The organism is Pseudonocardia thermophila (genome assembly GCF_900142365.1).
Classification (GTDB): Bacteria; Actinomycetota; Actinomycetes; order Mycobacteriales; family Pseudonocardiaceae; genus Pseudonocardia; species Pseudonocardia thermophila.
Genome location: NZ_FRAP01000008.1, coordinates 1 through 13,347, shown reverse-complemented (window position 1 = coordinate 13,347; position 13,347 = coordinate 1). Strand labels below are relative to the sequence as shown.

The 13,347-nt window shown below is 73.0% G+C and carries 11 protein-coding genes; 3 read left to right on the top strand and 8 right to left on the bottom strand.

What is annotated here, in order from left to right:
* Positions 1–40: 40 nt before the first annotated feature.
* A complete protein-coding gene (locus BUE41_RS11920; RefSeq protein ID WP_073457137.1) occupies positions 41–1,225 on the bottom strand; it encodes a glycosyltransferase family 4 protein in 1,185 nt (394 codons plus the stop codon).
* A 101-nt stretch (positions 1,226–1,326) separates the two neighbouring features.
* On the opposite strand from BUE41_RS11920, the gene BUE41_RS11915 reads away from it, so the two are divergent.
* Complete coding sequence (locus tag BUE41_RS11915; RefSeq protein ID WP_084754818.1) at positions 1,327–2,142, top strand: RraA family protein; 816 nt, start codon at positions 1,327–1,329, stop codon at positions 2,140–2,142.
* Positions 2,139–3,203: an Ldh family oxidoreductase gene (locus tag BUE41_RS11910; RefSeq protein ID WP_073457136.1), complete on the top strand. Its 1,065-nt coding sequence runs from the start codon at positions 2,139–2,141 to the stop codon at positions 3,201–3,203. The genes BUE41_RS11915 and BUE41_RS11910 overlap by 4 nt, the downstream gene beginning before the upstream one ends.
* 26 nt (positions 3,204–3,229) lie before the next feature.
* On the opposite strand, the gene BUE41_RS11905 is transcribed toward BUE41_RS11910, so the two are convergent.
* Both BUE41_RS11905 and BUE41_RS11900 read right to left on the bottom strand, forming a co-directional pair.
* Positions 3,230–4,429 (bottom strand): carboxylate--amine ligase, encoded by a 1,200-nt coding sequence (locus tag BUE41_RS11905; RefSeq protein ID WP_143172099.1) that lies wholly within the window; start codon positions 4,427–4,429, stop codon positions 3,230–3,232.
* Positions 4,430–4,567: 138 nt separating this feature from the next.
* A complete protein-coding gene (locus BUE41_RS11900) occupies positions 4,568–6,025 on the bottom strand; it encodes a hypothetical protein (RefSeq protein WP_073457134.1) in 1,458 nt (485 codons plus the stop codon).
* Between the two features lie 280 nt (positions 6,026–6,305).
* On the opposite strand from BUE41_RS11900, the gene BUE41_RS11895 reads away from it, so the two are divergent.
* Entirely contained in the window at positions 6,306–7,394 is a 1,089-nt protein-coding gene (locus BUE41_RS11895; protein WP_073457133.1) for a hypothetical protein, read from the top strand.
* A 14-nt stretch (positions 7,395–7,408) separates the two neighbouring features.
* On the opposite strand, the gene BUE41_RS11890 is transcribed toward BUE41_RS11895, so the two are convergent.
* From BUE41_RS11890 to BUE41_RS32880, 5 genes are all read right to left on the bottom strand, one after another.
* A complete protein-coding gene (locus BUE41_RS11890) occupies positions 7,409–9,496 on the bottom strand; it encodes an O-antigen ligase family protein (RefSeq protein ID WP_073457132.1) in 2,088 nt (695 codons plus the stop codon).
* Positions 9,493–10,254 (bottom strand): YveK family protein, encoded by a 762-nt coding sequence (locus tag BUE41_RS11885; protein WP_073457131.1) that lies wholly within the window; start codon positions 10,252–10,254, stop codon positions 9,493–9,495. The genes BUE41_RS11890 and BUE41_RS11885 overlap by 4 nt, the downstream gene beginning before the upstream one ends.
* 1 nt (position 10,255) lies before the next feature.
* On the bottom strand, positions 10,256–11,425 hold the full coding sequence (locus BUE41_RS11880; RefSeq protein ID WP_073457130.1) for a glycosyltransferase family 4 protein: 1,170 nt from the start codon (positions 11,423–11,425) through the stop codon (positions 10,256–10,258).
* A 17-nt stretch (positions 11,426–11,442) separates the two neighbouring features.
* On the bottom strand, positions 11,443–12,936 hold the full coding sequence (locus BUE41_RS11875) for a sugar transferase (RefSeq protein ID WP_073457129.1): 1,494 nt from the start codon (positions 12,934–12,936) through the stop codon (positions 11,443–11,445).
* A 277-nt stretch (positions 12,937–13,213) separates the two neighbouring features.
* Positions 13,214–13,327, bottom strand: a complete 114-nt coding sequence (locus BUE41_RS32880; RefSeq protein WP_084754869.1) for an integrase core domain-containing protein — start codon at positions 13,325–13,327, stop codon at positions 13,214–13,216.
* Positions 13,328–13,347: the final 20 nt, after the last annotated feature.

Below are 13,347 nucleotides of genomic sequence, written 5' to 3'. Positions count from 1 at the left end.
CAGACACCCGAGAGGGGGTGCACGGACCCCCGGCGGGGGTTCAGCGGCGACCCGCGAGCCCGGTCTCCAGGGTGTCGTGCACCTCCTGCGCGACGACCGGCCACGACGCCTCCGCGGCCAGCCACTCCGCGCCTGCCCTGCCGAGCCGCTGCGCCAGATCAGGATCGGTGAGCACGGCGGCGAGGGCGTCCGCGAGCGCGGCCGGGTCGTCCGGCGGCACGAGCAGGCCGGTGACGCCGTCCTTGACGGCCGACGGGATGTCGCCCACCGCGGTGGACACGACCGGGCGCTCGAACGTGTAGGCGAGGTGCACCACACCGCTCTGCGTCGCCCGCCGGTACGGGGTGACGACCGCGCGCGCCGCGGAGAACAGCGCAGGGACGTCCTCCGTCGCGACGTAGCCGGGGCGAGCGTCCACACCGAGCTCCTCCGCCCGGGCGAGCAGGCCGGGGCCGTCCACGCCCTGCACCGACCCGGCGACGACGAACCTCGCCTCGGGCACCTTCTCCTTGACCGCGGGGATCGCGTCGAACAGCAGGTCGATACCCTTGTAGGCGGTCCAGGCGCCGAAGAACAGGATCACCGGCTCGGTCTCGCCCGCGGGCGGCACCGGAGCCGAGCCGCGCAGCGCGGACTCGTCGCCGTGCGGCACCACGACGACCGGGCAGGTGATGCCCCAGCGGCGGATCGCCGTCTCCTTCGCCGCCTCGCCGAGCACGAACACCGCGTCGAGGCTCGACCACGCCTTCTGCAGCGCCGGGTCGAGGACGCGGCCGTGCCGCTCCTGGGTGGTGTCGGCGCGTTTGCGCGGCACCGGCTCGTGCGCGACGAGGGCGAGGGCGGCCTTCGGCAGCAGCCGCCGCACGATCAGCACCCCGGCGGCGTCCATGCTGAACCGCCACGACGACCACAGCACCGCGTCCGGGCGCAGCCGCGCCAGCAGCGCGATCACCTTGATCCACGCGAGCGCCAGCTGCCCGGCGCGCACACCGCGGCGCAGCTTCTTGACCAGCTTCCCGACCGGTTCGGTGTCCGCGGGGTGCCAGGTCGGCAGGGTCGCGTGCACCCGCACGTCGGGGTGCTGCGGGCCGAGCTCGGGATCGGGCCCGGTGTAGAAGTGCACCTCGTCGCCGACCGCGGCCATGCCACCGGCCAGCTGCGCGGAGAACTGGAACAGCCCCCCGGACGGGGTGAACTCGACGAAGGCCACCTTGCGTCGCGTCACGGGGGAGGAGGGTATTGGCCGTCCGCCGGTGGTGGTGCGCCGACCCGCTCTCAGGGAGTGCGTGCCACGATGGGGCCGACCGAACTTCCGAGGGAGGCACGATGGCGGTGGGGACGGACGTGTCGGATGCGACGACGAGGGCGGGCAACGGCAAGAAGGCGCCCACCTCGGCGGCGGTGCATCCGGGACCGGGCTTCCGCATCCGCGAAGACTTCCCGAGACTTCCCGACGAGACGGTCCGGGCGTTCCGCGAGTTCACCACGACCGACATCTCCGACCTGCTCAACCGCCTCTACGCGGTCGACTCGGAGATCCGCTACCTGTCCGGGCCCGACGAGACGATCAGCGGCCTGGCCTGCACGGTCCGCGCCTACCCCGGCGACAACCTGATGGTCCACAAGTCACTGGACATCGCCAAGCCGGGCGACATCGTCGTGGTCACGGCGAACGGGGCGAAGTCCTACGCCGTGCTGGGCGACATGATCTCCCGCAAGGCCAAGCACCGCGGGATCGGCGGCTACGTCGTCGACGGGCTGGTGCGCGACCTGCCCGACATCCAGGAGCTCGGGATGCCGGTCTACGCGCGCGGCACCACCCCGGTCGGCCCGCTGCACCGCGGCCCCGGCGAGATCAACTACCCGATCGCCTGCGGCGGCGTGGTGGTCAACCCCGGCGACATCGTCGTGGCCGACCGGGCCGGCGTGGTGATCGTCCCGCAGGGCTTCGCCGACGAGCTGCTGCTGCGCCTGCGCCGCTACGTCGACGGCAACGCCGAGTACCTGGAGGCGGTGCGGCGCGGCGAGTTCTCGAACGAGTGGGTCGACAAGCAGCTGCGGGAGAGCAACTGCCCGATCGAGCCCGGTGTGGACCCCGGCGTCGCCGCGATCGCGGCGCCCGACGCGGCCGTCCCCGAGTGAGGCTCGTCACCGCCGACGCGCTGCACGAGTTCGCCGCATCGTGCCTGCGCGGGGTCGGGATCGGAGCGGCGGACGCAGACGTCGTGGCCGACGTGCTGGTCCACGCGGACCTGCGCGGCCTCGACGCCCACGGCGTGTACCGGCTGCCCGCCTACCTCAAGCGGGTCGTGCAGGGCATGGCGGGCGGCGGGGACGCGGTCCGGGTCGTGGCCGGGTCGGGCGCGGTGCGCCGCGTCGACGGCGGCTCGGCGCTCGGCCCGATCGCCGCGGTGCGCGCCACCGACTTGGCCTGCGACCTCGCCCGCGAGCACGGCATCGGGCTGGTGGCTGTCGGGCACTCCACGCACCTGGGTGCCGCCGGCTACTACGCGCTGCGGGCCGCTCAGGCCGACCTCGTCGGGATCGTCACCTCGAACGGCCCGAAGGCGGTGGCCCCGATCGGGGCGGCCGAGCCGTTCCTCGGCACCAACCCGCTCGCCATCGGCATCCCGCTCGGCCGCCACGGCGCGTTCCTGCACGACATGGCCACCGGGGCGTCGCGCGAGCAGATCCGCCGCGCCGCCGCAGCGGGCGAGCCGATCGAGCCCGGCATCGCCGTCGACGCCGACGGCAACCCCACCATCGACGCGGCCGCCGCGCTGATGGGCAGCGTGCTGCCGGCCGGCGGGGCGAAGGGCTCCGGCATCTCGCTGGCGATCTCGCTGCTCATCAGCATGCTCGGCGGGGCGGACGCCGACGCCGACATCCCGCTGATGATCACCGATCCGCCGCAGCGGCAGAACGTCGGGCACATGATCGTCGTGATCGATCCGTGGCGGCTGCAGGACCGCGACACCGCGCTCGCCCGCGTCGAGGACGTCATCGACCGCGTGCACGCGCTGCGCCCGGCAGCGGGCGTCGATCAGGTGCGGGTGCCGGGGGAGCGGGCCGCGGCGCTGGCCCGGCAGCGAGCCGCCGAGGGCATCCCGGTGCCCGTCAAGGAGCTGCTGCGGTGGGCGGAGAGCCTCACGGCGCTCGGGCTCGCCGAGCAGGCCGAGTGGGCCCGCACGACGGCCGGCTGAGGCTGAGCCGATTCAGCTGAGCCGATTCAGCGGCCCAGCCGGCCGGTGACGAACTTGCGCAGCCCGCTGCGGGCGCGCTGGAAGCCGCGGGCGAACGCGGGCATCGGGTCCCGCGGCGACCAGACGGGGAACGTCTGCGGGTGCATCAGGCTGCGCACCCACTGGCCGAACGTCAGCTTCCCGGCGCGGCGCAGCGCGAGGAACGAGCGGAAGTCGTCGATGGGGTAGAGCAGCCGCTTGCCGTACGGGTAGGTGTGCGGCAGCTCGTGCCGCTCACCGAGGATCCGCAGGTAGACGTGCAGCGGCAGGTCCAGCCCCGACGCGACGGTGAGCGGGAGGGCCGCGGAGAACCGGGCGTTGCACTCGATGAGCTTCAGCCGGCCGTCGCGCAGGTCGCGGACGAACTCGATGACGGCCAGCCCGCGCAGCCCCGTGTGCTTGATCAGCTGCAGCGACAGCTCCTTGACCTCGGGCACGTCATCGGTGACGTGGTAGCAGCCCAGGCCCTCGTTGGGCGGGTTCCGGCGCACCATCCGCTTCGTGTAGTCGAAGGTCGGGGTGCCGGTCTCGTCGATGTAGGTGGTGTAGCTGCACAGCAGCTCGTCGCCGCCGGGGATCTTCTCCACCAGCATGACGGCGAGGCCGGCGTCGGCGAGCTCGCGGTAGCCGTGCTGCAGCTCCTCCCAGTCGTGGACCAGGCGGAACTTCGTGACGCCGGGGAACTTCTCCTTGTACTCGTGGGAGAGCAGCGGCTTGACGATCAGCGGGTAGACCAGCTCGTCCCGCCACTTCTGGAGGTCCTCGGCCGAGTCGACCCGCCAGAACAGCGGGGTCGGCACCCCGCCCGCGCGGGCCGCCTCGTAGGTGGCGAGCTTGTCCAGCATCGCCAGCTGGGCGTCCACGTCGGACACGTCGAGCCGGTACCGCCCCAGCAGTGCGGGCCGGTGGTGGGCGATCGCGGTGATGCCGACATCGCTCGTGGCCATCACGACGGAGCCCGCGAGGTGCTCGGCTTCGGGCCCGAGCAGCCACTCGGCCCAGATGTCCTCCGGGCGCCGCCCGTTACGGCCCTGGCGCGGCACGGGCAGCGGGGTGACCCACTTCGAGCGCTCGACGAACGGGGCGACGCCGATCGTGTACACCCGCACGCCCGCTGCCCCGAGGCTGCGCGCGATGGAGAGCGCGTTCGTGTCGCCACCGAGCAGGATCGCGGGTGGGCGGGTCATCGGCACCGGCATCGCTCCTTGCGTGGGGGTCGCGCGCACGGCGCCCCAATCGGACTAACGGTTCGGGCGCAATGGGCTTACGCCACCTTAGGGAGCGTCGTTGCTCCACCCCGTCGCGGGGTCGGGTCGGGCCGGCGCTCAGGCGCCGTTGCAGCGGTTCCCGACCGTCCTGGACGCGTTCTCCCGCTGCGGCCCCAGCTTCATGACCTGGAACTTGTTGGTGGGGATCTTGCTCAGATCCACCCACGTGACGTCCGGCAGCAGGCCGCCGTACGACCCGCCCGGCACGCTCTGCGGGTGCTGGGCGTAGATCGTGAACCCGCCGCTGGTGTCACCGAGGATCATCCCGTACTTCTGCAGCGCACGGGCGATCATCATCTCGTACCGGTTGAGGCCGAGGCTGTTGAGGTTCAGCGTCGGGTCCAGGCGGACCCGGGCGCCGATCGGGATCGCGTCCGAGCCGCCGGTCCGGCCGTCGCTCTTGGTGGCGGGCGCCACCGGGCCACCGGACCGCGTCTTCGGGTAGGCGAAGACCAGCGCGTGGTCGATCGAGCCCTTCTTGAGGTCCTCGTAGGTGACCAAGCCGGCGGCGCCGGAGAACCCGGATGCGCGCGCCCCCAGGCCGCCCGGATCGACGCCGGATGAGTCGATCGGCATCGCGTTGCCGAGCTTCGCCGTCAGGCTGCTGCCGCTGCCCGAGGCGCCCCAGAAGTCGTAGACGCAGCCGCGGGCCCGATCGACGATCGTCAGGTGCGCGTCGTCGGACGGGTCCGGCTTCGCGTTCGGCGGCACCGGCACGTTCGGCAGCGAGCTGAACTCCGTCCACCCCGAGGTGATCGGCACGTTGCGGCGCGGCGTGTTCGCGTCGGCGAAGTACAGCGGCACCGTCCACATGCCGGTGGACATCTGGAACTTCTCGCCGGAGAACCCGGCCACCATCGCGGCGGAGTTCGGGTCGACCGGGCCGGTCGCGGGCTGCACCCACGGGCTGTTCGCGCCGCCGAACAGCGACGACACCCCGCGCGCGACAGGGCCGGACCCGCGGTCGTCGCCCCTGCCGGTCACGTTCGGCGCGGCGGCCCGGCCTGGCTTCGGGCCGTCGAGCGACGGCGGATCGACGAGCGACCGCGGTAGATCGCCCGGCTCGGGCGCGTCGGCGATCACGTCGAAGCCGGTCGGGTCGACCCCGCGCCCGCCGTCGACCACGTTCACGAAGAGCCCGACCAGCCCGGCGACGCACAACACGGACAGGGCCGACAGGGCGAGCTGGCGCCGCCCGCGCACCCGCGCGACACCGGGATCGTGGTCCGCGGTGTCCTGCACGACGATCGCCCGGTCGGCGGTGGCCTCGCGCTCGAGCAGCGCGGTGGCGGCCCGGGGAGCGTCGCCGTCCTCGGCTGCCGCGTGCCGGGCCGCAGCGGTCTGCGCACCCGGGGTCAGGGCATCCGTGGTCAGGGTCCCAGCGGTCAGTGCCTCGGCGACGATGGTCTGCGCGATGCTGCCGGTCTGCGTGACGGAGGAGTCGCTGGCACGACGAGACGATCGGCGACGGCTCCGTCGGCGCGCGGGCGCGTCCGGCGCCCGGTGTCGAGTCACGCGTCCTGTCCCTTTCGTGTGGCCGGCGATCCCCGCGTGCCGGCGGTTCTCTCCCCCGAGAGGACCCCAGTGTGCCGAAGGGTTGCTCGGCAATCGGGTGATCTCCTAGCGAAGTCGACGACACGCTGTGCAGAGATCGACGACCGGCACGCCCGTTCAGCCTAGTAACGATGGGACGAGCGGCCGGGTTGCCACGCGGACGGGTCGTTCTGCCAGGCCGGGGACCGCCCGGCCGGGTGAGTACGGTGAGCCCGACGGGACCGGCGAGGCGAGGAGCGGGATGACGGCTGCGGGCGCGCGTTCGGTGCGGCGGCTGGCCGCGCTGGCCGCCGGCCTGGCCGTGCTGCTGGCCGGGTGCGCGGGCGGTCCGCCCCAGCGCGGCACGGCGATCGAGGGGCCGGACGGTTCGGACGTGTTCCGCGCGGCCGACAGCGTCTGGCACCGGCCGATCCCGGCGAACGCCCCGATCGATCCGCGCTCCGCCGAGTACGTCCGCCAGCTGATGGTCAAGCCGGATCGATCGAAGGAAGCGCCGGTCGTCTCGGTGAACGGCTACACGATCCCCGTCTACGAGGCTGCCGCCGACACCCCGCGCTACCGCGTCGTGGCCGGGAAGGACTTCGTCGCGGGCGGCTGGGCGCTGCCCGCCGTGCCGATCCCGGACAACGCTGCGCCGGACAGCCGCGAGGACGGCCACCTGGTGGTGCTGGACCGCTCGTCGGGCTGTGTCTACGAGTTCTGGCAGGCCCGGTTCGACGACGGTGCGTGGACGGCGTCCTGGGTGAACGCCACCCCGATCGACGGCGCCGGCGTCTACCCGGACGGCCTCGCCGCCCGCGGCACCGGGATCTCCGCAGAGGCCGGGCTCATCTGGCCGCAGGAGCTGGCCGCGGGGCGCATCGACCACGCACTGGCGTTCGCCACACCGTGGGTGCGCCGCGACGCCGCGGTGTCCCCGGCCACCACCAGCGACGGCCGGGCCGCGCCCGACGTCCCCGCGTTGCCGGCGGGCGCGCGGCTGCGGCTGGATCCCGCGCTGAACCTCGACGCGCTCGGGCTGAGCCCCGAGCAGCGCGCGATCGCGGAGGCGCTGCAGAAGTACGGGATGATCCTCGTCGACACCTCCGGCGGGCTCACCCTCTACGCCGCGGCGCCGCAGGCCTACACCCGCTTCCCGTACCCCGTCGAGTGGGCGAGCTCGATCTGGGCCGACATCGACGAGATCCCGTTCGACCGCATGCAGGTGCTCGAGCTGCCCGAGCCGGCCGGCCGCCCGGCGGTCGCGCCCGTGCTCAACCGCTGCACGCAGGACGCCGTGCACGGCCGCGGCCCCGGACCGAGCACCCGCGGCGCCGATCCCGACGACTGATCCCGACGAAGGGCCTAGACGAACCCGCCCTGGCGGCGCTCTTCCCGGCGCAGCCGCGCCGAGAGCGAGATGACGACGAGGATCTCCACGATCGTCGCGATCAGCACGATCCGCACGATCGTCGTGGTGATCTCCAGCGTCGACTCCGGCGCCTTCTCGTCGACGATCACGGTGCGGAACGCGGCGCCGAGGCCCTGGCGCTCCACGATGGTCTGCGCCGAGCGCACGACGGCGTCGCGCCGCGCGACGGCTTCCTCGGGGGTGTCGGCGACGGCGCGCACGCTCATCACCCCGCGCGGCGGGTCGGCCGACACGGTGGTCTCCGGCTGCGGCGCCCCGTGCTGGATGACCGCGGCGTACGTCGGGAGGACGTCTTGGCGGCCCCGGATGCCCAGCGCGTATCCGGGGTAGTTGTCCGGGTCCGACGTCGGCAGCAGCGTCATGTCGGTGACCGCCACGTACGTGGTGCGCGACAGCGCGGTGAGCAGGGTGCCCGCCACCAGCGCGGCGGCGATCGTCGTGGCGATGGTCGCGACCAGGCCGAACCGGAACCCGCGCTGGGCGCGCCGGGTAGCGGCGAGGGCGAACGGACGGTCCAGTCGCCGGTCGGCGAACGCGATCGAGTACAGCGTGCCGGCGAACGCGCAGGCCAGCAGCAGGATGCGCGGGTAGGCGATGTGCAGGAAGGTGCTGGCCACCGACCAGCCGACGAGCCCGGCGAGCGACCCGGCGGCGAGCGCGCGGGTCGGCCGGCCGTCGCGGCCGCCGTCCGGGCGGGCGCCCGCGAGCCGGATCACCGCGCGCATCGCGAGCAGGATCGACCCGCCGACGAAGACGATCCAGCCCGCCATGCCGACGATGCCGGTGTCGGCGAGGATCTCCAGGTAGAGGTTGTGCGTGGCGGTGATGTCACCGGTGGAGCCGGTGTTGGCCAGCGGCGCGTACTCGGCGATCTCGGTCTTGAACGTGGCCGGCCCGGTGCCGAAGATCGGGTTCTTCTCGAAGACCGTGAACGCCACGTCGGCGACGTTGCTGCGCTCGACCAACGATTGGTCGGCGGCGTAGGACGGCCCGCTGAACGCCTCGGTGAGGGTGAGCAGCCGGTCACCGATGCCGGGCAGCGCCAGCGCGAGCACCGACAGCGGCAGCAGGAACAGCGCCATCCGGCGCATCTGCGGGCCCACCGCGATGATCCAGACGACGACGGCCGCACCGGCCGCGACCAGGGTGCCGCGGGACTGGGTGAGGTAGATGCCCAGGAACAGCAGGAACGAGTGGCCGATCCACCACAGCAGCGGCCAGCGCCGCTTGGCCTTCCACGCCCGGTGCGCCAGCGCCATCGCCAGCGGCAGCCCGATCAGCAGGAACCGGCCCCAGTAGTTCGCGTCGGCGGTGGGGCCGGAGTGCCGGGCGGCGGCGATGTCGGCACCTGCCTCGGAGGCGATCGTGGAGAACCCGCCGAACGTGAATCCGTTGCCGACGACCCACTCGTTGAGGGCCATCATCACGCAGATCGTCGACATCGGCAGGATCGCGGCGATCGCGAACGCCCACGGCCGGTCCGACATCTGCAGGAGCAGCAGGACGACCGTGAGCATGACCAGGTTCTTGACCCAGTCGTCGAGCGCAGTGGCGGTCAGCGCCGGATCCGCCGAGCCGATCGCCGACGGCACGATCGAGATCAGGTAGACGATGACCAGCACGAGCGGCTGCCACCAGTTGCGCCGGATCCGCGAGCGGTACTTCTCCCGGGCCACGGCGGCCACCGTGGCCAGCAGCGAGAGCCCGAGCGTGGCCATGTAGACGCCCGGCACCCGGTTCTCGAAGACGCCGGACAGGTTGCAGAACTCACCGGCGACGAGCAGGCACAGCGCGACCGTCGGGTTCCACACCGCCCACGCGGCCACGGTCAGGCCGACCACCACGCCGACGGCCAGCAGGCCGGCGATCGGGTTGATCGCGAGCGAGATGAAGACGGCGAGCACCCCGATGCCGACGGCGATCGTGCCGACGTGCAGCGGGGTGAGCCCGAGCGGCAGCCGGGGACGCGGCGGCGGCGGTGGCGGTGGGGCTGCCGGGGCGGGCGGCGCGACCGCGGTCACCGCGGCGGCTGCTGCTGGACCCGCGGATCGGCGACCGGCCGGCGCGGCGGGCCGTAGGGACCGCCCCCGTTGACCGGACGGCCACCCGGGGCGGGCGGGCCGGCCGGTCGACCGTAGCCCTGGACCGCCCGGAACTCGCCGCTGTCGAAGAACTCGGGCTCGTCGTCACCGCGCGACCGGGCCCGCGCGATGATCAACGCGGCGCCGGACCCGACCAGCAGGCCACCGATGAACACCACGATGAGCAGCTGGGTCGCCGGCACGCCGGACGCGACCGCGGAACCCGCGGGGTCCTGCACGGTGATGATCTGGATCAGGGTGCCGCCCGCGACGTCCGTGGCGACCGGGGTGGCGTCCTTGATGATCTGGGCGGCCGCCTGCTCCGCGGCCTGCGGCGAGGGCGCCTCGACCGTGAGCTGGATCAGCGTGGCCGCCTCAGGGGGTGGGCCCGCGCTGACGCGGAGATCGGTCTCGGGGAGGCCCAGCGCCGCCGCGGCGGCCGCGGCGAACCGGGGCTGCTGGTAGACCTCGCTGGCCACCCGGCCGGTCTGACCGCCGGACAGCGCCTCCCAGGTCGACAGGGTGTCACCGGGCGCGATCTGGGTGCTCGGCTTCACCGCCAGCAGCGCCGAGGCCGTGTAGGTGGGCTTGGCGTTGCCGACGACGAACATCGTCGCGACCAGCGCGACGACCCCGGTCACCAGACCGGCCGCCATGATGGCGATGATCGTCCGGCGGGAAAGCCGCTCCTCGTTCACGTCACTCCTCTGGCTTCGCGATCGCCCCCGGACGGATCGCGGTCCTTCGGCGGTCGTTCTCGCCGAGAGCCTCGGCGTACACGTCAGCGAGCCGTCCGGCCCACCGCCTGAGGTCGAACCTGTCCTCCGCGAGTTTACGGCCCGCTGCCCCGTACTGCGCCCGTCGTGCGCTGTCAATCAGCAGATCGGTCACAGCCGTGGCGATCGCGTCGGAGTCCCGCGGCTCCACGAGGATGCCGGTCCGGCCGTGCTCGACGGTCTCCGGGGTGCCGCCGACCGTCGTGGCGACGACGGCCAGCCCGGTAGCCGCGGCCTCGATGAGCGACGTCGGCAGCGCCTCGGTCAGCGACGGGAGCAGGGCGAGGGTGGATCCGCGCAGGATGGCCGGCACGTCCTCGCGCGCCCCGGTGAACACGATCCCCGGCACGCCCTCGGCCTTGGCGCGCAGCGCGGGCAGGTGCGGTCCGTCGCCGACGATCAGCAGGACCGCGTCGGGCACCTGCGCGCGCACCTTCGGCCACGCCGCGACGGCGTACTCGTGGCCCTTCGGCTCGCGGACCGCTGCGACGATCGACACCACCGGTGCGCCGGGCGGCACGTCGATGTCCGCGGGCAGCGGCGCGGGCGGGCCGTCGACGGGGTTGAACGAGGTGAGGTCCACCCCGTTGTGCAGGGTGCGCCACGACGGGTGCGGTCGGTAGATCTGCCCGGCGGCGCGCCGCGCGGCGTCGGAGACGAAGATCAGGGCGTGGCCGCGCTCGGCCGACTGGATGCACAGCCAGCTCTTGACCTTGTCGGAGAGCGCGTCGCGCCGCCGTGGCAGGTGGTGCAGCGTGCTCACGCACGGCACGCCGGCGATCCGCGCCGCGATCGGCACCAGCGTGGCCGAGTAGCCGAGGTGGGCGTGCACGACCTCGCAGCCGGACGCCTTGATGACCCGCACCAGCTTCGGGATGCCCTGCGGGTCGAGGAGCTTGTCGACGTCGGCGTAGGCCGGCTCGAGCCCGGCGGCCTCCAGCACCGGCAGGCTCGCGTTGCGGCGCTGGGAGGCCGGCGCGAGGCTGGTCACGGTCATGTCCAGCCCCGCGTCGGGGGCTACGGAGTTGAGCGTCGCGAGCAGCCGCTCCGCTCCGCCGTAGCTGAACGAGTCGATGATCTGGAGGATCCGCACGAAGGGGATTCTGCCGCTCAGCGGCTGCGGTGCGGCTCGCGCGGGGTGTCCTGCGCGTCGACGTCGGTCACGATCGGGATCGGCAGCGTCGGCGGGTTCGGCACCGGCAGCACGGCCTCCGGCGCCCGCTTCGGGATGAGCTGCTGCACCGTCCAGATCGCGATCTTGAGGTCGAGCCAGAGCGACCACGACTCGATGTAGAGGTTGTCGTAGTGCGCCCGCTGGTGGATCGACGTGTCCCCGCGCAGCCCGTTGACCGCGGCGTAGCCGGTGAGCCCGACCGGGACGCGGTGGCGGTAGCGGTAGCCGGGGATCGTCTCGTTGAACCGCTCGACGAAGTACGGCCGCTCCGGCCGCGGGCCGACCAGGCTCATGTCGCCCTTGAGGACGTTGAACAGCTGCGGCAGCTCGTCGAGGCTGGTGGCCCGGATGAACCGGCCGACCGGGCCGAGCCGCGAGTCGGTGTCGATGTTCCAGCGGACGTCGCCCTCGCCGTCGGCGAGCCGCAGCGACCGGAACTTGTACAGCGTGAACGGCTTGCCGTGCAGGCCGATCCGCTCCTGCTTGAAGATGATCCCGGGGCCGGTCTCGCGGCGCACCGCGATCGCGATGACGGCGAGCACCGGGCTGACGAGCACCAGCGCGATCGCCGAGACCACGACGTCGATGACCCGCTTGAGCCGCCACGAGGGGCTGCGGAAGGCCGGGCGGCGCAGCTTGACCAGCGGCACGCCGTCGATCAGCTCGGTGGCGCCGCCGTGCTGGTGCAGCTCGTACATCCGCGGCACGACGTAGACGTCGCACGGCGACGCGTCCAGCTCGCGGACGGCGTCGATGACGTGGTGGTCGGCGTGCGCGCCGAAGGCGACGAGCACCAGCTCGGCGTCGTGCTCCTCGACCAGCTGCGGCAGCGACTCGACCGAGCCCAGGTTGGGGCCCAGGTCGACCAGCAGGGGCCGGTCGTCGTCGACGTAGCCGACGACCTCCACGCCGAAGTCGGGGTTGCACTCGAGGCTGTGACCGAGCCGGGTGCCGGCGTCGGCGGCGCCCACGATGATCGCGCGCAGCCGGTCGCGGCCGGCGCGGCGCCGGTTGCGGATCAGCGCGAACGCGCCGAGGCGGGAGAAGACCAGCAGCACGAAGACGAACGCCCCGGTGAGCAGGGCGCCGGCGCGGCCGGGCAACCCCAGCACGGGCAGGGCGATCTCGACGAGCAGCGTCGGGACGGCCACCGCCAGCGCGAGCGCGGGCACGTCCGACAGGACGAGCGGGTGGAAGCGCCAGGCGCGGCGCCCGGCCAGCAGCAGAGCGGCCAGGATCGCGATCCCGTCGGCGGCCGCCGGGACCGGCCCGGCGATCAGCGCACCGGCCGCGACACCGGCGACGAGCGCCACCAGTTCCGCGGAGAACACGATCGCGCTGAACGTGGAGCGCGACGAGTGCTCCCCGGCGTGCGCGCGACCCCCCGATCGCACGCCGGACGCTCTCGTGGACTCGAACAGCTCGGCCAACCTGTCCTCCTGCGTACAGCGCGGACGTCCCCCCCAGGACCGCGCATCCATCAGGCCTATCGCCACCCTGTCCAAAGACGTTTCACGTCTCGGGATACTCCGAGTGGGCGGCCAGGACTCGTTCGAGTGACGACGTTCGATCGCCCGATGAGCCCCGACTCCTCACCGTGATGGACGTTTACCCCCGATCGAGGTTGCCCCCCGGATCCTGAAACTTGGCTGAGAACGCCCGTCTCGGCCGTGCGCTAGTTGTACTGACCCGGGAGGTTGTTGACAGTTAGGCGGCGAGTCGGGTGGCTGGGGGTCGGCCACCGAGAGCGGAGTGGGCGCGTCGAGTGTTGTAGCGATCGACCCAGGTGTCGAGGGCGGTGTGTCGTTCGTGGTTGGACAGCCAGGGTTGGGCGTAAGCGA